Origin of the sequence: Sinisalibacter aestuarii (genome assembly GCF_027923545.1) — a bacterium.
Taxonomy (GTDB): Bacteria; Pseudomonadota; Alphaproteobacteria; order Rhodobacterales; family Rhodobacteraceae; genus Sinisalibacter; species Sinisalibacter aestuarii.
Map to the genome: position 1 here is coordinate 531,192 of NZ_BROH01000001.1, position 20,702 is coordinate 551,893.

General features: G+C 66.2%; 21 protein-coding genes. 10 read left to right on the top strand and 11 right to left on the bottom strand.

From position 1 onward, the window contains the following. Window positions 1-14 precede the first annotated feature (14 nt). A complete protein-coding gene (locus QMG28_RS02655; RefSeq protein ID WP_281840616.1) occupies window positions 15-665 on the top strand; it encodes an RluA family pseudouridine synthase in 651 nt (216 codons plus the stop codon). Window positions 666-896: 231 nt separating this feature from the next. On the opposite strand, the gene QMG28_RS02660 is transcribed toward QMG28_RS02655, so the two are convergent. Continuing rightward, window positions 897-2,336, bottom strand: a complete 1,440-nt coding sequence (locus QMG28_RS02660) for an aldehyde dehydrogenase family protein (RefSeq protein WP_281840617.1) — start codon at window positions 2,334-2,336, stop codon at window positions 897-899. Between the two features lie 191 nt (window positions 2,337-2,527). On the opposite strand from QMG28_RS02660, the gene QMG28_RS02665 reads away from it, so the two are divergent. After that, window positions 2,528-3,184 carry a peroxiredoxin gene (locus QMG28_RS02665; RefSeq protein ID WP_281840618.1) on the top strand — a complete coding sequence of 219 codons (657 nt, stop codon included), beginning with the start codon at window positions 2,528-2,530 and terminating at the stop codon, window positions 3,182-3,184. 66 nt (window positions 3,185-3,250) lie between these two features. Here the strand turns inward: QMG28_RS02665 and QMG28_RS02670 are convergent, their stop codons facing one another. From QMG28_RS02670 to QMG28_RS02680, 3 genes are all read right to left on the bottom strand, one after another. Next, window positions 3,251-3,445, bottom strand: a complete 195-nt coding sequence (locus tag QMG28_RS02670; protein ID WP_281840619.1) for a DUF2783 domain-containing protein — start codon at window positions 3,443-3,445, stop codon at window positions 3,251-3,253. Between the two features lie 5 nt (window positions 3,446-3,450). Beyond that, entirely contained in the window at window positions 3,451-5,058 is a 1,608-nt protein-coding gene (locus QMG28_RS02675) for an FAD-dependent oxidoreductase (RefSeq protein WP_281840620.1), read from the bottom strand. A gap of 78 nt (window positions 5,059-5,136) precedes the next feature. Then, window positions 5,137-6,087 (bottom strand): MBL fold metallo-hydrolase, encoded by a 951-nt coding sequence (locus QMG28_RS02680; protein WP_281840621.1) that lies wholly within the window; start codon window positions 6,085-6,087, stop codon window positions 5,137-5,139. A gap of 48 nt (window positions 6,088-6,135) precedes the next feature. On the opposite strand from QMG28_RS02680, the gene QMG28_RS02685 reads away from it, so the two are divergent. Beyond that, window positions 6,136-6,699, top strand: a complete 564-nt coding sequence (locus QMG28_RS02685) for a DUF2585 family protein (protein WP_281840622.1) — start codon at window positions 6,136-6,138, stop codon at window positions 6,697-6,699. Between the two features lie 56 nt (window positions 6,700-6,755). Here QMG28_RS02685 and fahA read toward each other — a convergent pair whose 3' ends face one another. Both fahA and hmgA read right to left on the bottom strand, forming a co-directional pair. Then, a complete protein-coding gene (gene fahA, locus QMG28_RS02690; RefSeq protein WP_281840623.1) occupies window positions 6,756-8,021 on the bottom strand; it encodes a fumarylacetoacetase in 1,266 nt (421 codons plus the stop codon). Next, entirely contained in the window at window positions 8,018-9,361 is a 1,344-nt protein-coding gene (hmgA, locus tag QMG28_RS02695; protein ID WP_281840624.1) for a homogentisate 1,2-dioxygenase, read from the bottom strand. The genes fahA and hmgA overlap by 4 nt, the downstream gene beginning before the upstream one ends. Before the next feature lie 84 nt (window positions 9,362-9,445). Here hmgA and dapB point away from each other — a divergent pair, with 84 nt between their 5' ends. Continuing rightward, complete coding sequence (gene dapB / locus QMG28_RS02700) at window positions 9,446-10,216, top strand: 4-hydroxy-tetrahydrodipicolinate reductase (protein ID WP_281840625.1); 771 nt, start codon at window positions 9,446-9,448, stop codon at window positions 10,214-10,216. A 38-nt stretch (window positions 10,217-10,254) separates the two neighbouring features. Here the strand turns inward: dapB and QMG28_RS02705 are convergent, their stop codons facing one another. Then, window positions 10,255-10,623 (bottom strand): hypothetical protein, encoded by a 369-nt coding sequence (locus tag QMG28_RS02705; protein WP_281840626.1) that lies wholly within the window; start codon window positions 10,621-10,623, stop codon window positions 10,255-10,257. A gap of 198 nt (window positions 10,624-10,821) precedes the next feature. Between QMG28_RS02705 and QMG28_RS02710 the strand changes: the two genes are divergently transcribed. The 5 genes from QMG28_RS02710 (at window position 10,822) to QMG28_RS02730 (ending at window position 16,650) form a co-directional block, all read left to right on the top strand. Next, the gene (locus tag QMG28_RS02710; RefSeq protein WP_281840627.1) at window positions 10,822-11,640 is read left to right on the top strand and encodes a flagellar motor protein MotB; all 819 of its coding nucleotides are present in this window, start codon (window positions 10,822-10,824) and stop codon (window positions 11,638-11,640) included. Window positions 11,641-11,729: 89 nt separating this feature from the next. Continuing rightward, the gene (locus QMG28_RS02715) at window positions 11,730-13,046 is read left to right on the top strand and encodes a flagellar hook protein FlgE (RefSeq protein ID WP_281840628.1); all 1,317 of its coding nucleotides are present in this window, start codon (window positions 11,730-11,732) and stop codon (window positions 13,044-13,046) included. Between the two features lie 21 nt (window positions 13,047-13,067). Continuing rightward, on the top strand, window positions 13,068-14,528 hold the full coding sequence (gene flgK / locus QMG28_RS02720) for a flagellar hook-associated protein FlgK (protein ID WP_281840629.1): 1,461 nt from the start codon (window positions 13,068-13,070) through the stop codon (window positions 14,526-14,528). A 2-nt stretch (window positions 14,529-14,530) separates the two neighbouring features. After that, entirely contained in the window at window positions 14,531-15,541 is a 1,011-nt protein-coding gene (locus tag QMG28_RS02725) for a flagellin (RefSeq protein ID WP_281840630.1), read from the top strand. A gap of 32 nt (window positions 15,542-15,573) precedes the next feature. Then, on the top strand, window positions 15,574-16,650 hold the full coding sequence (locus QMG28_RS02730) for a flagellar basal body P-ring protein FlgI (RefSeq protein WP_281841051.1): 1,077 nt from the start codon (window positions 15,574-15,576) through the stop codon (window positions 16,648-16,650). Window positions 16,651-16,769: 119 nt separating this feature from the next. On the opposite strand, the gene fliP is transcribed toward QMG28_RS02730, so the two are convergent. The 4 genes from fliP to fliF are packed head-to-tail and all read right to left on the bottom strand — an operon-like array spanning window position 16,770 to window position 20,066. Continuing rightward, a complete protein-coding gene (gene fliP / locus QMG28_RS02735; protein WP_281840631.1) occupies window positions 16,770-17,528 on the bottom strand; it encodes a flagellar type III secretion system pore protein FliP in 759 nt (252 codons plus the stop codon). Window positions 17,529-17,531: 3 nt separating this feature from the next. Beyond that, window positions 17,532-17,822, bottom strand: a complete 291-nt coding sequence (locus QMG28_RS02740; RefSeq protein WP_281840632.1) for a FliM/FliN family flagellar motor C-terminal domain-containing protein — start codon at window positions 17,820-17,822, stop codon at window positions 17,532-17,534. Then, window positions 17,815-18,432: a FliH/SctL family protein gene (locus QMG28_RS02745; protein WP_281840633.1), complete on the bottom strand. Its 618-nt coding sequence runs from the start codon at window positions 18,430-18,432 to the stop codon at window positions 17,815-17,817. Before QMG28_RS02745 ends, QMG28_RS02740 begins: the two co-directional genes overlap by 8 nt. Further along, window positions 18,432-20,066 (bottom strand): flagellar basal-body MS-ring/collar protein FliF, encoded by a 1,635-nt coding sequence (fliF, locus tag QMG28_RS02750; protein ID WP_281840634.1) that lies wholly within the window; start codon window positions 20,064-20,066, stop codon window positions 18,432-18,434. Before fliF ends, QMG28_RS02745 begins: the two co-directional genes overlap by 1 nt. Before the next feature lie 123 nt (window positions 20,067-20,189). On the opposite strand from fliF, the gene QMG28_RS02755 reads away from it, so the two are divergent. Beyond that, window positions 20,190-20,696, top strand: coding sequence for a flagellar basal body-associated FliL family protein (locus QMG28_RS02755; RefSeq protein WP_281840635.1), 507 nt, complete (start codon window positions 20,190-20,192; stop codon window positions 20,694-20,696). Window positions 20,697-20,702 lie beyond the last annotated feature (6 nt).

Here is a 20,702-nt window from a genome sequence, read left to right on the forward strand (position 1 = left end):
GCGAAACGCGGGCGATGAGCAGCGACGATTACAACCCGCCCACCGACCCTTTGAAGATCGTGTATCACGATCACGAGCTTCTGGTGCTCGACAAACCCTCCGGCCTGCTCAGCGTGCCGGGCAAGGGGGAGCATCTGGCCGATTGCCTGCTCGCGCGGGTGCAGGAGGCCTTTCCCGAGGCGCTGCTGGTGCACCGGCTCGACCGCGATACCTCGGGCATCATGATCTTTGCCCTCACGCCGCATGCCCAGCGGCATCTCGGGCTGCAATTCGAGAAGCGGCAGACCAAGAAGGTCTATGTCGCGCGGGTCTGGGGCCATGTGGCGGAGAAAACCGGAACGGTGGACCTGCCGCTGATCGTCGACTGGCCGAACCGCCCGCTCCAGCACGTCAACCACGAGACCGGCAAGCCGGCGGTGACGGATTGGCGGGTGGTGCGGTATGAGGACGGGACCACGCGGGTGCGGCTCTATCCGCATACCGGGCGCAGCCATCAGCTTCGGGTGCATATGAAGGAGATCGGCCATCCGATTCTGGGCGATCCGTTCTATGCCGAGGGGGCGGCGCGGGATTATCCTCGACTCATGCTGCACGCCGAGAGCCTGCGGGTGCGCCACCCGGATGGGGGCAAGGGGATGACCTTCTCGGCGAAATGCCCGTTCTGAGGCTGGGCGAGGTCGCACAGGTTGTTATATCATTGATATTTCATATGATAGCGCTAACTATCTTGCCGGCGTGGCGATCCTGTTCGGTCGCCGGGGGGCTGTCTGCCCCCCGGACCCCCCGAAGGTATTTGAGGAACGAAGAAGGCAAATCCGCTTCTCTGTTCTTCAAGTACCTCATGGAGATACGCCGGTAACCTGGCCTTGCGCCCGATCGGTGTGCCGGGGTGAAATTCAGTCGTTTGCCCAGCCGCCGATCGCTTTCACTTCGAGGAAATCCTCGATGCCGAACACCCCGCCTTCGCGGCCATTGCCCGATTGCTTCATGCCGCCGAAGGGGGAGCCGAAGCTGCGCGACTGGCCGTTCATTTCGACCATGCCGGAGCGGACCTTCAGCGCCACGCGGTTGGCGCGGGCTCCGTCCTGTGTTTGCACATAATTGGTCAGGCCGTAGACGGTATCGTTGGCGATCCCGATCGCCTCTTCTTCGGTATCGAAGGGGATGATCGAGAGCACCGGGCCGAAGATTTCCTCGCGCGCGATGGTCATCTGGTTGGTCACATCGGCAAAGACCGTGGGCTTGACGTAATAGCCCCGGTTGAACCCGTCGGGCAGGCCGGTGCCGCCGGCCACCAGCCGCGCGCCTTCGTCGATGCCTTTCTGGATCAGATCCTGGATCTTGCCCCATTGGGTGGCGTTGACCACCGGGCCGATATGGCGGCCTTCCTCGTGCGGGTTGCCCACGGCGATGGCATTGGCCACATTGGCGGCTTCTGCCACGGCGCTGTCGTAGATGTCGCGCTGCACCAGCATCCGGCTCGGCGCGTTGCAGCTCTGGCCGGTATTCTGCATCATGTGGATGACGCCGCGCTTCACCGCCTTTTCGTCGGCATCGGCGAAGAGGATGTTGGCCCCCTTGCCGCCCAGTTCGAGATGCACGCGCTTCAGCGTGTCGGCGGCGTTTTTCGAGATGGCGATGCCGGCGCGGGTGGAGCCGGTGAAGCTGACCATATCCACGTCGGGGTGGCCGGTGAGGGCGGTGCCGGCGGTCATCCCGTCGCCGTTGACGAGGTTGAACACTCCCGGCGGGAAGCCGGCCTCGTGCATGAATTCGGCGAACAGAATCGCATCGAGCGGGCTTTCTTCCGAGGGTTTCAGCACCATGGTGCAGCCTGCGACGGCGGCGGCGACCACCTTGAGCGTGATCTGGTTCATCGGCCAGTTCCATGGTGTGATCAGCCCGGCGACGCCCACCGGCTCGTAGACGATCCGGTCATTCGGGGCGCGCTCCGAGAGCGGGCGGATGAATTCGAAATCTTTCGCCGCGGCGATGAATTCCTTGATGTGGAACGTGCCCGCGCCGACCTGGTTGGCGCGGCTCATGTCGATGGGTGCGCCCATGGCCAGTGTCATCGCCTGGGCCATCTCCTCGGAGCGTTCGAGATAGATCGCGAGCAGCTTTTCCACCAGCGCGATGCGCTCTGCGGGGGGCGTGGCCATCCAGGCGGGAAAGGCGGCCCTGGCGGCGGCGACGGCCTTGTTCACATCGGCTTCGCCGGCGAGCGAGATCACGGCCACCTGCTCTTCGGTGGAGGGGTCGATCACCGGGTGATCGCGGGGCGTTTCGGGGGTGACCCATGCGCCGTTGATGTAGAAGTCGCGTTTCTCGATCATGTCTCACTCCCAGTCGGATTTGCGCGGCACTCTGTCACCGGGGGCCGGGCATCGCAAGCCGGTAGGGGCTTAATTTGATCAAATCTCCGCGCTCGCGGGAACGTGGCCTGAAAAAATGTCGCAGGGGGTTGATTTCAGTGTCTTAGAAATTTTCTAAGGTACAACGAAAACACCCCTGACTGGAGACGATTATGAGCCTTCGCATCAACGACACCGTTCCGAACATTCACCTGAAAACCGACCAGGGCGACTTCGACCTGCACGACTTCATCGGCGACAGCTACACCGTGCTGTTCTCGCACCCGGCGGACTTTACCCCGATCTGCACCACCGAGTTTGGCGCCGTCGCCCAGCTTGCCGACGAATGGGAAAAGCGCGGCGTGAAGGTGATCGGCCTGTCGGTCGACAGCGTCGATGAGCACGTGAAATGGAAGAACGACATTTCGACCTTCGCCAATGCGCCGGCGACCTTCCCGATCATCGCCGATACCGATCTTGTGGTGTCGAAGGCGCTCGACATGCTGCCGGCCGATGCCTACCTGCCGGAAGGCAAGACCGCCGAAGACAGCCAGACCGTGCGGGTCGTCTTCATCTTCGGCCCGGACAAGAAGCTGCGCCTGAGCATGACCTATCCGATGTCGGTGGGCCGCAACTTTGCCGAAGTGCTGCGTGCGCTCGATGCGGTGATGGCGACCGACGGCTCGGTGGTGCGTACCCCCGCCAACTGGACGCCGGGCGCCGATGTGATCGTGGCGCCGTCGATGTCGACCGAGGATGCACGCGCGAAATACGGCGACGTGAAAGAGATCTTCCCCTATCTGCGGACGATGAAAGACCCGAACGCCTGAGGGCGGTATCGCTGCATGTGAGACACCCCGCCCGGTCCTCCGGGCGGGGTTTTTCGTGTCAGCCGGTCAGCCTGCTTGCCTGGCGGCGCGGATCGCCTGCGCCAATACCTCGCGGTCGCCGATATGGTTGGCGAGGGTGAGCAGGAGACGGGCGTTCAGCGCATCGCTTTCGTCTTTGGTCAGCCCGTCATGGGCCTCGATCAGCTCGGCGTAGAAATCGTCGGCGCCGTCGATATTCGGGGTCAGGGTCAGCTCGCTCATGGGGGTTACTCCTTGCCCGTGGCGCGGCGGATCGCGAAGCGGATCTGTTCTTCGTTATATTCGGGGAAGCGGGCGGCGACGTGCTGGTCGGGGCGGATCAGGTAGATTGCCGCTTCGGCGCGGCCCAGATAGCGCTCGGCCAGCGCATCGCCGGGGCCGGTGGCGAGCGCGAGGCGGGTGGCGGTGATGCCGCCCTCTTCCACCGCTTCCGGCGCATCGGCGTTGAAGGTGAGCAGGGTGAACCGGCCGCCGAGTTGCGGCAGCAGGAAGCCGCCCTCAAGCGGGGCATCGGGGCAGGGGCTGCCGGGCCGGGTGCGGGCGGGACCGCCATCGAGCGCATCGGGCGTATTGAGCGGCGAACCGTCATAGGTGCAGGGCACCGAGAGGCGGCCGGAATTCACCAGCGGGCGGGCGAATTCGTAATGCTCGGCAAGGTCGAGCACGGCATTGCGCAGGATGCGGCTCATCTGCGATTTCGGGGTGATGAAATCGGTCGCGCGGGTGGAGTTGAGGATATTCTCGTCGGCGCCGTGGATGCGTTCGGCGTCGTAGCTGTCGAGCAGGCTTGCGGGCGCCTTGCCGTCGATGATCAGCTTCAGCTTCCAGGCGAGATTGTCGGTATCCTGAAGCCCGGAATTGGCGCCGCGCGCGCCGAAGGGCGAGACCTGGTGGGCGCTGTCGCCGGCGAAGATGACCCGGCCCTGGTGGAACTTTTCCATCCGGCGGCACTGGAAGGTGTAGATCGACGACCATTCCAGCTCGTATTCGACATCCTTGCCCAGCATCGCGCGCAGGCGTTTGTCGATATTCTCGGGTTTCAGCTCTTGCTCGCGGTCGATATCCCAGCCGATCTGAAAGTCGATCCGCCAGACATTGTCGGGCTGCTTGTGCAGCAGCGCGGACTGGCCCCGGTTGAAGGGCGGGTCGAACCAGAACCAGCGCTCGGTGGGAAAATCGGCTTCCATCACCACATCGGCGATCAGGAAATTGTCTTCGAACACCTGACCGACGAAATCGAGGCCCAGCATCCGGCGGGTGGGGGAATTGGCGCCGTCGCAGGCGATCAGCCAGTCGGCTTCAAGCTCATAGGGGCCTTCGGGCGTGTCGATCTCCAGATGGGCGTGGTCGGCGTGGTTGCCCACCGCCGAGACCTTGTTGCCGCCGCGGATCTCGATCCGTTTGCCCTCGGCCTGGAGCGCGTGCAGGCGCCGGACAAGGTAATCTTCGAGGTAATATTGCTGCAGGTTGATGAAGGCGGGCCGCTGGTGGCCGTCTTCGGGCAGCAGGTTGAACTCGTAGACCTTGTGCTCGTCGAAGAACACCTTGCCGAGATTCCACTCGACGCCCTTTGCCACCATCTGCGCGCCGCAGCCGAGACGGTCGAGGATTTCCAGCGGGCGTTTGGCGTAGCACACCGCGCGGGAGCCGAAGCTGACCGTGTCGTTATCGTCGAGCACGACCACCGGCACGTCCTGCTGGGCGAGGTCGATGGCGATGCCGAGGCCGATGGGACCCGCGCCGATCACCACGACCTTGTGGCGGACGGCTCCGAGCGCGTCCTGGTCGGTGGAGCGTTCGTAGGGATAAAGCGGGACTTCGAAGATCTTGCTCATCGGGCTTCTCCGGGCTGGACGGGGTATCGTCTCACGGGTTGGGCGGACTGGCGTTGATCTGAGTCAGCACGGGGCGGATCAGCTTTGCAGCGCCTCCCACATCTCGATATCGCGCTGGGCGGTCCAGATTCGCGGGGTGTCGATGCCGCGGGCCTCGTCGAAGGCGCGGGCGGCGTTGAAGGGCAGGTAATGCTCGTAGATCGCGTAATCGGCGAATTTCGGGTCGCATTCGGCGCGGATCGCGTCCCAGGCTTCCTTCAGCGTGCCGCCGCGCGCGGCGACGCGCTGGGCGGGGCGGTAGGTGCTTTCGAGGAAATCCCGGGTGAGGTCGATGGCCTTGTTCACCATTTCGCGGCCCATCAGCGCATCGCCCCGGCCCGGCGCGATGGCGGCGGGGTCGAAGGCGCGGATGGCTTCCAGCGTGTTGCCCCAGTCGCCGAAATGCCCGTCGCCGCAATAGCAGGCGGAGTGGTACTCGACGATATCGCCGGTGAACATCACGTTTTCGTCCGGCACGTGGATGACGATATCGCCCGCCGTATGGGCGCGGCCGAGATGCATGAGATCGACCCGGCGGTTGCCGAGATAAACGGTCATCCTGTCGGTGAAGGTGGTGGTCGGCCAGGTCAGGCCGGGGATCGACTCGTGGCCTTCGAACAGGCGCGGGAAGCGCTGGAATTCGCTGTCCCAGTCCTCCTGCCCGCGTTCCACCACCATGCCGCGGGTCTTGTCGGACATGATGATCTGATCTGCCCCGAAGGCGGAAGCGCCGAGCACCCGCACCGCGTGGTAATGGGTGAGCACGACATGGGTGATCGGCTTGTCGGTCACCTCGCGCACCTTCTCGATCACCTTGTTCGCAAGCCGGGGCGTGGCCTGCGCCTCGACGATCATCACGCTGTCATCGCCGACGATCACGCCCGAGTTCGGATCGCCCTCGGCGGTGAAGGCATAGAGCCCCTTGCCGATCTCGGTGAAGCTGATCTTTTTTTCCGTCATGTCGCCCTGCGACGCGAATGCCTTGGCCATGTGATTTCCTTTCTGGACAGTGTAGCGCCGGCGTGATTCCCTCGGCGCATGAATTCGGTTCGGTCTTTGCCCTATTGGGTCACGTTCATGATCTCGCTGGCAAGCGGGGCCTTACTCTGGCTCATGGGCCGGGCGGTGATCAGCGCAAGCGGGCATGTCTGGTGGTGGTATGGCGGGCTTGGCACGCCGGAGAGCAACATGCATCTCACCGACTGGTACACGCCAAGCCATGTGATCCACGGCATCCTGTTCTATGCCGCGCTCTGGCTGGTGGCGCGGCGCCTGTCGCTCGGCTGGCGTCTGGCGCTGGCGACGCTGGTCGAGGCGGGCTGGGAGGTGCTGGAGAACACCAACGCCGTGATCGAGCGCTACCGCAACACCACGGTCTCGTCCGACTATATCGGCGACAGCGTGGTGAATTCCACGGCGGATATCGCGGCGATGCTGCTGGGCTTCTGGCTGGCGCGCCGGCTGCCGATCTGGGCCAGCATCGCCATCGTGGTGGGCTTCGAGCTGCTGACCACGGCGCTGATCCGCGACGGGCTGGCGCTGAACGTGATCATGCTGCTCTGGCCGTCGGATGCGATTCTGACCTGGCAGGCCGGCGGATAGGTCCGGGCCGGGGGCCAGCCCCCGGACCCCCGGGATATTTCTGGCAAGATGAAGGATCATCGCGCGTAAGGGTCTTCGAGGGCCGGCAGCAAGGTGCCGGTGCATTCGCCGAAGCCGATCTGGTAGCCGTCGCCCCTGGCCGCGCCGTGCAGGGTGAGCGTGTCGCCGTCTTCGAGGAAGGAACGGAGCTCGCCGCTGTCGAGGGTCAGCGGCTCCTTGCCGCCCCAGCTCAGTTCCAGCAGCGAGCCGCGCGTGTATTTCCCGGTGCCCGAGATCGTGCCGGAGCCCAGCAGATCGCCCACATTCATCGGGCAGCCGCTGGTGGTGTGGTGGGCAAGCTGCTGCGCCGCCGAGTAATACATTTCGCGGTAATTGGTGCGGGTGATGGTGGTGGCTTTCTTGCCATCGGGCGCGAGGGTGACCGAGAGGTCGATATCGTAGAGCATCGGCCCCGGTTCCTGGAGATAGTCGGGCAGCGGGCGCTCGCGCTCCGGGGTCGGGGTGCGGAACGGCTCAAGCGCGGCTTTGGTGACGATCCACGGGCTGATCGTGGTGGCGGTGGCCTTGGCCTGAAAGGGGCCGAGCGGCTGGTATTCCCAGGCCTGGATATCGCGCGCCGACCAGTCGTTGAGCAGGACATAGCCGAAGATCATCGCGTCGGCTTCGGCCACCGTGACCGGCGCGGACGAGGGCTGGCCGACAATCGCGCCCATTTCCAGTTCGAGATCGAAGCGCTTGCAGGGGGCGAAGACCGGCAGATCGGCATCCGGGGCCTTGAGCTGGCCCCAGGGACGGCGCACCGGCGCACCGGAGACGATGACCGAGGAGGCGCGGCCATTATAGCCGATGGGGATCGAGAGCCAGTTCGGCGGCAGCGCGTTCTCCGGGCCGCGGAACATGGTGCCGACATTGAAGGCATGGTTTTTGCCGGCGTAGAAATCGGTATATTCCGAGACCTTGAACGGCAGGTGCAGCTCGGCCTCGGCCAGCTTCACCGAATAGGTCAGGATCGCGTCCTGCGCCGCGTCGTCGGCATTTTCGGCCAGCATCCCGGTGAGCGCCTCGCGGTAGGCGGCCCAGGCATCGGGGCCGAGTTCCATGAAGTCGTTCCAATACGGGGCGTCGAGCACATCGGCATGGGGATCGGGGCGCAACAGGCCCGCCGCTTCCAGCCCGGTGGCATCGACGATCCGGTCGCCGATGGCGACGCCGCAGCGCAGATCGCCCTCGTCGACCGAGAAGACGCCATAGGGCAGGTTGTTGAGCGGAAACGGGGTTTGGGCGCTGTTCGCGCTTTCGATCCAACTGCGTTTGAGCATCATTTCACCCCCGGCGTTCCGTCGAATTTCTTTTCCAGCCCGTCCCAGCAGTCGATGTAATCGTCCTGCAACGGCGCCTCGTTTGCGGCGAAAGCGGTGAGGTGCTGCGGGAAGCGGGTCTCGAACATGAAGGACATCGTATTGTCGAGCTTATGCGGTTTCAGCTCTTCGTTCGAGGCACCTTCGAAGGCTGGCTCGTCCGGCCCGTGCGGCAGCATCATGTTGTGCAGGGAAATGCCGCCGGGGACGAAGCCCTGCGGCTTGGCATCGTACTGGCCATAGATGTTGCCCATCAGCTCGGACATGATGTTCTTGTGATACCAGGGCGGGCGGAAGCTGTGCTCGGCCACCATCCAGCGTTCGCGGAACAGCACGAAGTCGATATTCGCGGTGCCTTCCTGCCCGGAAGGGGCGGTGAGGACGGTGAAGATCGAGGGATCGGGGTGGTCGAACAGGATCGCGCCGACCGGGGAATAGGTGGTGAGATCGTATTTCACCGGGGCGTAATTGCCGTGCCACGCCACCACGTCGAGCGGCGAATGGCCGATCTTTGTGCGGTGGAACTGGCCGCACCATTTGACGGTGACGGTGGAGGGCACTTCACGGTCTTCGAAGGCGGCCACGGGGGTGAGGAAATCGCGCGGGTTGGCCATGCAATTGGCGCCGATCGGGCCGCGCGAGGGCAGATCGAATTTCTGGCCGTAATTCTCGCAGACGAAGCCGCGGGCCGGGCCTTCGACCACCTCCACCCGGTAGACCATGCCGCGGGGCAGGATGGCGATCTCCTTCGGGGCGAGGTCGATTGTGCCAAGCTCGGTGTGAAAGCGCAGCAGCCCTTCCTGCGGCACGACGAGCAACTCGCTGTCGGCGGAATAGAAGTAATCGTCTTCCATCGTCGTATTGGCGAGGTAGATATGGGTGGCCATGCCCACTTGCGTGTTCACGTCGCCCGCCGTGGTCATGGTGCGCATCCCGGTGACGAAGGTGAGCGGCTCGTCGGTATGGGGCACCGGATCCCAGCGGTACTGGCCGAGGCTGATGACGTCGGGGTCCACGTTCGGGGCCGATTTCCACCAGGGCATGTCGATCTTCGTAAACCGCCCGGTATGCTTCACCGAGGGGCGGATGCGGTAGCACCACGTGCGCTCGTTCTGGCCGCGCGGTGCGGTGAATGCGGTGCCTGAAAGCTGCTCGGCATAGAGGCCGTAATTGCATTTCTGCGGGCTGTTCTGGCCGCGCGGAAGCGCTTCGGGCAGCGCCTCGGTCTCGAAATCGTTGCCGAATCCGGGCATGTAACCGGGCGCGATCCCGGCGCTCGCGGCGCGCGTTATCTTGCGGGTCATGGCGTTTCCCTCGCTGGTGGTGCTACATCCTGTCGCAGGCGAAGGGTATCGTTGCGAGTGCAACGAAGTCAAGGAGAGGTTGAAATGCTGAAGATCTGCATGGCCGGGGCGACCGGCTGGACGGGGGGTGCGATTGCCGCCGCGGTGGCCGGGGCGGCGGATATGGCGCTGGTGTCCTGCGTGTCGCGCAGGAGCGCCGGGGGCGAGGTGCTGGGGGCGCCCTGTTTCGGCTCGGTGGACGAGGCGCTGGCAGGGCCGGCCTTTGACGTGCTGATCGACTATACCGCGACGGAGACGATCCTGGGCCACACGATGGCGGCGATCGGGGCCGGGCGGCGCGTGGTCGTCGGCACTTCCGGGCTCACCGCCGCCGAATACGCAAAGATCGACGCGGCGGCGCGGGCGGCGGGGGTTGGCGTGGTGGCCTCGGGCAATTTCGCGCTGACCGCGGCGCTGATGACGCGCTTCAGCCTGATGGCGGCCGCGTATCTCGACTGGTTCGAGGTGATCGACTACGCCAAGCCGGGCAAGACCGACGCCCCCACCGGCACTGCCCGCGAGCTGGCCGAGCGGATGGGCAATGTGAAGCAGCCGGCCTTCGAGGTGGACCCGGCGAGCGTGAAGGGCGAGCCGGGGTTGCGCGGCGGTGCGGTGAACGGGGTGCAGGTGCATTCGCTGCGGCTGCCGAGCTATTCGGCCACGGTCACCAGCACCTTCGCGCATGGCAATTCGCGGCTGACGATCACCCACGATGCCGGGAAGGATCCGACGATCTACAATGACGGCACCTTGCTGGCCGCGCGCAGGGTGATGGAGATCACCGGGCTTGTGCGCGGGCTCGACAATCTGTTGTAACGGATGCGCCCGCCGGAAGGCCCGGCGGGCGCGTGCCTTCACGCGGTGCGGTTCGTCGCGACCGTGAACAGGAAAATCAGCATCGAGGCGAAGGTGAGCAGCGAGCCGGTGACGGCCAGCATCTCGCCCCTTTCGGTGATCGCCAGGGCGATCCCCGGCACCATCAGCACAACGCCCGCCAATGCGACGATGAAATGCACCTTTGCGAGCGACCGCGCCGCCGCTGCCGGCACCGCGTGGTAATAGAGGCCGAACAGGCCCATCGTTGCCCAACCGACCAGGTTCAGATGCGCATGGGCGCCTGCCAGCAGGTGATTGCCCGAGGCCGACATCTGGATGCCCCAGCCCATGCCGATGGTGACGCAGAGCGCAGCCACCGCTACAAACCAAAACGCAATACCGTTCATGATACCCTCCCTTCCCGCCCCTTCGGGGCCATTGTTTCGCGCGTCTTCAAAGGGAAGACGGGACCACGATAGCACATTTCACCAATTCGTGATCGGATTTGGGCGGGTGGCGGAGAAGTGCTTCCAATTGCACCTGTTAAGCGCGCCTTTACCCCCTGTGCCCTACACCTGATCCCGGGTGAAATAAGAGGTGGTGGGATGAGTGCGCAGAGCAATGCGCCCATCGTCATCAAGAAGGTCAAAAAGGTTACGGGCGGCGGCCATCACGGCGGCGCCTGGAAGGTTGCCTATGCCGATTTCGTAACCGCGATGATGGCCTTCTTCATGTTGATGTGGCTGCTGAACGCGACGACCGAAAAGCAGCGAAAGGGGATCGCGGATTACTTCAGTCCGACGATCCCGGTCATGCGCGCCTCGGGCGGCGGCAATGGCGCCTTCGGGGGCGACAGCGTGTTTACCGACGAAACGCTGGCCCATACCGGCCATGGCGGGGTGCCGGGCCAGGCCGAGGGCGATGGCGCCAGCGATCCGGCGGCCATCGCCGCCGAGCAGGCATCGCTGGAGGAGATCGAAGAGGTGCTTTCGGGCCGGTCGGGCGAAAGCATGGTCAGCGATCTGGCCCGCCGCCATATCGTGACCGAACTCACCGATGAGGGGCTGGTGATCGGGCTGCACGATCTGGAGGGCGCGCCGCTCTTCACCGGTGAAAGCAGTGCGCCGGAGCCGGTGATGGAGGATCTGCTGGCGATGATGGCGCAGGTGTTCGGGCTGGTGACCAACGGCATCGCCATCGAGGGCCATGTGGCGGCGCAGCCGGTGGTGCGGGCCGAGAATACCGCCTGGGCGCTGTCGGCCGGGCGCGCCGGGCGGGTGCGCGAGATTCTGGAGGCGCAGGAGGTGCCGCCGGAGCGCCTGCGCCGGGTGACCGGCCATGCCGACCGCAGGCCCGCCCTCAGCAACCCGATGGCCGCGCGCAATAACCGGATCGAGCTGATCCTGCTGCGCGCCCACCGCTGACGAAACGCGAAGGATTTTAGCTGTTAGGGCGGTGTTAAGGGGGGCCGGTCTATCGAGGGAGCGAACGTGCTGCAGCAGAAAGGCGCACCATGACGATTTCCTCTTCGCTGAGCGCCGGCGTCGCCGGGCTGAATGCAAATGCCACGCGGCTGGCGACGATCTCGGACAATATCGCGAATTCCTCGACCTATGGCTACAAGCGCGCCACGGCGGATTTCGAATCCCTCGTCATCGGCGGCATCTCCGGGTCCGGCACCTATTCGGCGGGTGGGGTGCGGGCGACAACGCAGCGCCTGATCGACGAGAACGGGCCGCTGATCTCGACCTCCAATCCGCTCGATATCGCGATCTCGGGCCGGGGGATGCTGCCGGTCACGCAGGAGGCCTATCTGCAATATGCCGGCGAGGACCGGCCCATGCTGGTGACGACCACCGGATCGTTCCGCACCGATGCCGAAGGGATACTGAAAACCGAAACCGGGCTTGTCCTCATGGGCTGGCCCGCCGATGCCGATGGCAATGTGGGCACCTATCCGCGCGACACGGTGACGGCGCTGCAGCCGGTGCGGGTGCAGGTGAACCAGCAATCGGGCGATCCGACGACGCGGATGAATCTCGGGGTGAACCTGCCGGCGACCGATACCGAATTCGGCGCGCCGGGCGATCCGCAACCGCTCTCGATCGAATATTTCGGCAATCTCGGCACGTCCGAGAGCCTCGACGTGACCTTTACGCCGAGCCTGCCCGCCGCCTCCGGCGATCCGGCCACCAATACCTGGACGATGACGATCACCGACAGCGCCTCCAGCGGCGCGATCATCGGCGAATATACCCTGGTGTTCGATGACAGCCGGGCCAATGGCGGCACGCTCGTCTCGGTCTCCGTGGTGTCGGGCGGGGCCTATGACCCGGCCACCGGCACGCTGGGCCTGACAGTGGCGGGCGGCCCGCTGGACGTGACCATCGGCACGATCGGCGATCCGAGCGGGCTGACGCAATTGTCCGACAGTTTCGCCCCGGTCTCGATCACCAAGGATGGCTCGCCCGTGGGCAACCTGACCTCGGTCGAGATCGACGTGAACGGCTATATCACCGCCACCTACGATACCGGCTTCACCCGCACCATCTATCAGGTGCCGCTGGTGGATGTGCCCAATCCGAACGGGCTGATCTCGCATTCCAACCAGACCTATCAGGTCTCGCCGCAATCGGGCTCGTTCTTCCTGTGGGATGCGGGTGACGGACCGACCGGCGAGGTGCTTGGCTTCACCCGTGAAGGCTCGACCACCGATGTGGCGGGCGAGCTGACCAACCTGATCCAGACCCAGCGCGCCTATTCCTCGAATGCGAAGGTGATCCAGACCGTCGACGAGATGCTGCAGGAGACCACGAATATCAAGCGTTAGCAGGCGCAGGGGAGCTGACAGATGACCATCGCCGGATCGCTTTCCAACGCGCTCTCGGGGCTCGCCGCACAGGCCCGCGCCGCCGAGCTGGTCTCGTCGAACGTGGCCAACGCCAATACCCGGGGCTATGCGCGGCGCGAGCTGGAGCTTACCTCGACATATATGGGCGGATCGGCCTCGGCGGGCGTGTCGGTGGCCGGGGTGCGCCGCGAGGTCGACATCAGCGTGGTTCAGGACCGGCGCCTGGCCGATGCCGCGCTTGGCCATGACAGCACCATCGCCGGGTTTCACGCCGAGCTGGAAGCGATGATCGGCAGCCCGGGGGAGGCCGGGTCGCTGAGCGGGCGGATCGCCACCTTCGAGGCCGCGCTGATCGACGCCGGCGCGCGCCCCGACAGCGAGGCGCGGCTGGCCGCGGTGCTGGAGGCGGCGACGGCGCTGGCCGGCAAGATCGCCACGGCGTCGGACAAGGTGCAGGCGATGCGGATGGAGGCCGATGCGGCGATTGACGGCCAGGTTCGCCAGCTCAATGACGGGCTGACCCAGGTCCAGACCCTCAATTACGAGATCCGCGAGGCTGTCGCGCGTGGGCACGATCCCTCGGCGCTGCAGGATCTGCGCCAGCAGACGATCGACGCGATCTCGGCCATCGTTCCGATGCGGCAGGTGGATCGCGACCACGGCATGGTGGCGCTCTACACCACCGGCGGCGCCATCGTGCTGGACGGGCGCGCGGCCGACATCGGGTTTGCCCGGGCGGGCGTGATCGTGCCGGAGATGACGCAGGCGGGCGGTGCGCTGTCCGGGCTGACCATCAACGGCATGGCGATCCGCAGCGCAGGCGACCGCAGCCCGATCCAGGGCGGCTCGCTGAGTGCGCTGTTCGGGGTGCGCGACGAGCTGGCGGTAAGCGCGCAGGCGCGGCTCGACGCCGTCGCGCGCGATCTGGTCGAGCGGTTCCAGGATGGCGGGCTGGATGCGACGCGCGGCGCCGGCGATGCGGGCCTGTTCACCGATGCCGGAGCCGCCTTTGCCGCCGCCGACGAGGCTGGCCTGTCGGCGCGTCTGAGCGTGAATGCCGCCGTCGACCCGGCCCGGGGCGGGGCGCTGTGGCGTCTGCGCGACGGGCTCGGCGCTGCCGCGCCGGGCGATGTGGGCGATGCCCGGCTCCTGCAGGCGCTGAGCGGCGCGCTGACGGCGGAGCGCGTTCCGGCATCCGGCGGCTTTCTCGGCGCCGCGCGTTCGGCCAGCGGGCTGGCGGCGGAGCTGCTCTCTGTCACCGGCGCCGCCCGGCTGGCCGCCGAAGCGCGCCAGAGCCAGTCCGCCGCACAGCAGGACAGCCTGACGGTGATGGAACTCGAAGGCGGCGTGGATACCGACCACGAATTGCAGAAACTGATGCTGATCGAGCAGGCCTACGCCGCCAATGCCAAGGTGCTCGCTACCGTCGGCGACATGATCGACACCTTGATGGGGCTGTAGCCATGAGCCTTCTTTCGATTGGCGATCTCGCCAACACCTTCCTGAGCCGGCGCCAGTCCGCCGGGCTGAAAGACCAGATGATGCGGCTCGGCACCGAGCTGACCACGGGGCTGAGATCGGATCCCGGCACTGCCCTGCGTGGCGATTACCGCCCGCTCGCCGCGATCGAGCGCAGCCTGACGGCGCTGGCGGCCTATACCAGCGCCAATACCGAGGCCGCCGGCATGCTCGGCGCGGCGCAGCTCGCGCTCGAACATGTGCAGGGCCTGGGGCAAGGGCTTGGCACCGCCCTGCTGGCGGCGGGCACCGCGCGCGACGCGACCTCCATCGCCGCCACCGCCGGCGAGGCGCGGCAGAGCTTCTCCGCCGCGGTTGCGGGCCTCAATACCCGCTATGGCGACCGTGCGCTCTTTGGCGGCGCGGCAACGGACCGCTCACCGCTGGCCTCCGGCGAGGCGATGCTGGCGGAACTCGTTGCCGTGGCCTCCGGCGAGACCAGCGCCGCCGGTATCGCCGCCGCCGTCGATGCCTGGTTCGACATTGCCGGCGGCGGGTTCGATACGATGGCCTATCGCGGTTCGGCCAGCGATCTGGGGCCGCTCGCGATTGCGGAGGGCGAAAGCGTGGCGATCGGCATGCGGGCCGACGACACGGTTCTGCGCGACACGCTGAAAGGCTTCGCGCTCGCCGCCCTGATCGCGGAGGGCGTTCTGGCCGGCGACCCGGACGAGCAGGCGGCGCTGGTTGCCGATGCGGGCAGGCGCATGATTGCCAATGATGGCGATCTGACCGGGCTGCGCGCGGACCTCGGGGCGGCTGAGGCGCGGATCGAGGCGGCGCGGGCGCGCAATGCCTCCGAGGCCGCCGCCTACGACCTCGCGCGCGTCGAGCTGATCGGAGCGGATCCGTACCAGACCGCGAGCGAGCTCGAAGCGGTCTATGCGCAGATCGAAACGCTCTATACCGTCACCGCCCGGATCGCGGGCCTTACCTTCACGGATTACATGCGATGACCAGATTTTTTCCCGCCCTGCTGATCGTTCTCATGGCGCTGGGGCTGGCCGCTCCGGCTTCGGCCAATGCGATCCGGATCAAGGATCTGGTCGAGTTCGACGGTGTGCGCGGCAACGATCTTGTGGGCTACGGCCTTGTTGTCGGCCTGAACGGCACCGGCGACGGTATCCGAAATGCGCCGTTCACCGAGGATATCATGTCGAACATCCTCGAACGGCTCGGCGTGAACATCACCGGCGAGCAGTTCCGGCCCAAGAATGTCGCGGCCGTTTTCGTGACCGCGACGCTGCCGCCGTTTTCACGCAGCGGGTCGACGATCGACGTGACGGTCTCGGCCATCGGCGACGCCAAGAGCCTGCTGGGCGGCACATTGGTGATGACGCCGCTGAACGCCGCCGATGGCCAGATCTACGCGGTGGCGCAGGGGACGGTCATTGCCGGCGGCGCTGCCGCCGAGGGCGATGGAGCGCAGGTGATTCAAGGCGTGCCGACTGCCGGCGTGATCCCGTCAGGCGCGCGCATCGAACGCGAGATCGAGTTCGATTTCACGGAGCTTTCGTCGATCCGCCTGGCCCTGCGCGACGCCGATTTCACCACCGCCGAGCGGATCGAGACCGCGATCAACCGCAGCTATGGCCGGGTGGTGGCGCGGATGCTGGATGCGGGCACGGTGGTGCTCGATATCGCCGCGACCCGCGCGATCAGCCCGGCCCATGCGCTGGGCGAGGTGGAAAACATCGCCGTCGAGCCGGAGCGCAAGGCGCGGGTGGTGGTCGATCAGCGCTCGGGCACCATCGTGATGGGCGAGGACGTGCGGATCAGCCGCGTTGCGGTGAGCCAGGGCAACCTGACCCTGCGGATCGAGGAGGCGCCGCTCGTGGTGCAGCCAAACCCGTTTTCGGAGGGTGAGGCGATCGTGGTGCCGCGCAGCGACGTGGCGCTGGAGGAAGAGCCCGGCATCGGGCTTGCCGAGGTCCGGGAGGGCACATCGCTCTCGGAGGTGATTGCCGGGCTCAATGCGCTCGGGGTGGCGCCGCGCGATATGATCGACATCCTCAAAAGCATCAAGGCTGCCGGGGCGCTGCACGCCGAGTTCATCGTGCGCTGAATCTGGCCTGCGCTGCGGCGGCAGGATGCTTGCTGACCGGGGTGAGGCGTGACACCGGACTGGTGAACCCGTTCGAAACAGCCTTGGCAGGCGCCGCTCGCGCAGCGGCGCTGTGCGGTTCAGAAGTAACTTCGCACCAGAGCGCCGGATACGAGGCTCCAGCCATCCGCGACGACGAAGAAGGCGAGCTTGAACGGCAGCGACACGATGGCCGGCGGCACCATCATCATCCCCATCGACATCAGCACCGCGGCGACGACGAGGTCGATGATCAGGAAGGGCAGGAAGACGAGAAAGCCGATCTGGAAGGCGCGCGAGATTTCGCTGAGCAGGAACGACGGCACCAGCAGCGACAGGGGTGCCTCGGCGCTCGGTGCGCTGGCGATGGTGGCCTCGCGCAAGGTGGCGAGGGTGTCGAAGGTTTCACCGTCGATCCGGGCCGCCATGAACACGCGGAACGGGGCGAGCGCGGCGGTGAAGGCTTCTTCAAGCACCATCTCGCCGCTGGAAAACGGCTGGGCGCCCGCGGTCCATGCCTCGGTGAAGACCGGTTCCATCACGAAATAGGTGAGGAACAGCGCCAGCGATACGATGAGCATGTTCGGCGGCGATTGCTGCAATCCGATGGCCTGGCGCAGAATCGACAACACGGTGACGATGAAGGGGAATGCGGTGATCATCACCGCGAGGCCGGGCACGAGGCTGAGGAGCGTGATCAGCACGATGAGTTGGATCGAGCGCGTGGCGAGGCTTTCGCCGCCGTCTGCCAGAGAAATGGAAATCTCCTGCGCCAGCGCCGGGTGGGCGGCCAGCAGGAGGATCGTGGTTAACGCGATCGGCAGGGCGGACGCGGCGATGCGGGCGGGAAGGCTGCGCATGGGTCAGATCCCGGCTTTCAGATCGGCGACCTCGGTCAGCCGCACCGCGAGCTGGCCCGTCTCGTCGCCGTCGAGCTCTTCAAGCTCCCCGCGTGCGATCAGCTTGTCGCCGATATAGAGATCGACAGGGTCGCTGACCTTGCGGTCGAGCGGCAGGACTGATTGCGGCTTCAGGCGCAGAAGGTCATGCACAAGGGGCCGGGCGCGGCCGACCGAGATGACGATCTCGATCGGGACCTGGGTGAAGGGGTTGGCGGTGCTGTCATCGGCCGGAATCGGTGCCTGGTCATCCATTGTGGAACGCCTTTTCGTTGAGTTCGTAGAGCCCGTTGATCGCGGTGCCGATCTGATCGACGGCGCGGGTGAAGTCGATGTGCCGCTCAAGCCTGCCCGAGCGCAGGAACACCTGGCCCTCGGCGAGCGTCGGTTCTTCGACGAGATCGAAGGGGACGGTGGAGGCCGCCAGCATCGGTTCGAGCGCCGGCAGGCTGGCGGGGCTGACAACCACCTGGATCGGGGTGTCGGCGGCAGCGGAGGCGAGGGGCAGAAGCTCTTCGATGATCGTCTGGCCGATGGTGCGCGAGATCAGATCGGGCAGGACACGTTCGACCATGCCCGTCAGCAGGGGTTCGAGCGCCTGCATCACGTGGCTGCGCGCCTCGTGAAAGGTGAAGCCGAGATCTTGCAGGTTGCGGGCGAATTCGGCGCCGATCCGGCCCTGCGCCTCGGCCTCGGAACGCACCGCGTCATCCCATCCGGCCTGATATCCGGCCTCGTAGCCCTGCAGGCGGGCCTGTTCGGCGGCATCCGGCGCGGGCGTTGGGGAAGGTGCGGCGGCGACGTTATCCGGCGTGCTGCGGAGGTCTGGCCGGTCGAAATCTTCGAGGTGCAGCGGGCCGGGCATCAGGCGGGTTTCTCCGCGTCATCTTCCATCCAGCCGCGCAGAATCTCGACGGTTTCGGCCTGGCGCTCTTCGATCAGGGCGCGCAGGCGTTGCACCGGATCGCCGCCGGTGAGGGCGGGCAGGCCGCTTTCGTCACCGCCAAAGCCGAAATCGGAGGTGACCACCGCCATTTCGGGGCCGCCCGGCAGCGTGCCGTCGTCGATCTCGCCGGTGAGGGCGGGCAAGACCGGCGCCGATGTCGCCGGCGGGGCGGCATCGGGCGGGGCGAGGGCGCCAGCCGGGGCTGCGCCGGCGGGCCTGGCCGACAGGATCGGCCGCAGAACGAACAGCCCGAGCACCAGCGCCGTGACCGCCAGAATGGCGACGCGGATCAGCGCACCGGCATCGAGGCGCAGGGCGGAGAGCAAACCGGCGGAGGCCTGCGCGCCGGCGGCGGCGACCGGCTCGAATTCCATCGTCTTGATGGTGATCTCGTCGCCCCGTGCCGCGTCATAGCCCACGGCGGAGGCCACGAGATCGCGCAGCGCGGCCAGCTCGTCATCGCTCCTCGGTTGCCAGACGGGGGCGCCGCTATCGTCGGTGCCGCGGATCCCGTCGACCAGCACCGCCACGCTGACGCGGCGGATCGCGCCGGGCGCCCGGTTCACCTCGCGGGTGGTCTCAGACAGCTCGTAATTGATCCGCTCGCGGGTTTCGGTGGTGTTCGACGAGGAATCGCCGAAGCCGCCGGCATCGCCGTCTGGCAGATTGGACGCGACGGTGACCGCGTTGCCGCCCCGGTCCGACGCTGTTGCCGCGCTCTCCTCGGTTTCGGTTGCGATCGCCACGCGGCCTTCGGGGTCGATCACCCGTTCGAGGATTTTTTCGCTCTCGGTGACGGTATCGAGCGAGAGCTCGACGACCGCGTTGCCATAGCCCACCCGCGCTTCGAGCAGCCGTTCGATGTTGCGCTTCAGCGCCTCGGCGCGGTCGCTCGCATCGGCTTCGGCTGCTGCTTCGTCACCTGCCATGATCAGCCCGCCGCGCGAATCGATCACCGACACATCTTCCGGCGCGAGGCCGGGCACGGCGGAGGCGACGAGAAATTTCAGCGCCTTTGCATGGGCGGCCGACAGCGCCTCGCCCGCAGGCGTGATCATCACCGATCCGGTGGGCTGGCCCCGGTTGCGAAACGCCTGCGCGTCGGGCACGGCGATATGCACGCGCGCGGTCTGGATCAGCGGCGACGAGACGATGGTGCGCGCCAGCTCGCCCTCCTTCGCGCGCCAATAGGCGGCATCGAACATCTGCGCCGTGGTGCCGAAGCCCGACAGCGTATCGAGCAACTCGTATCCCTTGGCCGAATTGCCGGGCAGGCCCTCGGCGGCGAGGGTCATCCGCAATTCGTCGCGCCGCGGAGCCTCGACATAGATCGCCCCGCCGCGCACCTCGGTGACCACGCCGCGTGCCTCAAGCGCGCTGATCACCTCGCCCGCCGGCCCCGGCTCCAGCCCGGCATAGAGCAGGGCCATCGAGGGCCGCGAGGCAACGCTGGCCAGAGCGAGAATGGCCGCGAACATCGCCAGCGTCGCCCCGATGACGATCACCCTTTTGCGCAGGTCGAGCGCGGCCCAGACCGCGAGAATGTGCTGCACGACGTCACTCCTTCTGCGAGCGGGCTTCTGCCCCCGTCATCCGCCACATTCGCCGATTGGGCTTAACAATCGGTTAGCTCCTGCGGGTCTATAAGCGATTCGACGAAATTGACGGGTAGACCCATGGCGGACGTGGAAGAACCGGATGGCGGCGCGGATGAGGCGGCGCCGAAAAAGGCGGGCAGGAAGGGGCTGGTGATCGGCCTCGTGCTGGCGCTTCTGCTCGGCGGCGGCGGCTTCTATGCAGTCTATTCGGGGATGATCCTCGGCCAGCGCGAGGCGGCCCTGCCCGATGCGGGCGCGCATGACGATACGGCGGAAACGCTGCCGCCGGTGGCCTTCGTGCCGCTTGAGCCGCTGGTGATCTCGCTCGGCACCGGCACGCGCAGCCGGCATTTGCGGTTTCGCGCCGAGCTGGAGGTGGCGCCGGAGGCGCAGGCGGATGTGACCAAGCTGACGCCGCGGGTGATGGATGTGCTCAACTCTTACCTGCGCGCCGTCGAGCTCAGCGATCTCGAAAATGCGTCATCGCTGATCGGCCTGCGCGCGCAGATGCTCCGGCGCATTCAACTGGTCACCGGCGAGGGGCGGGTGCGGGACTTGTTGATCATGGAATTCGTGTTGAGCTGAGGCGGG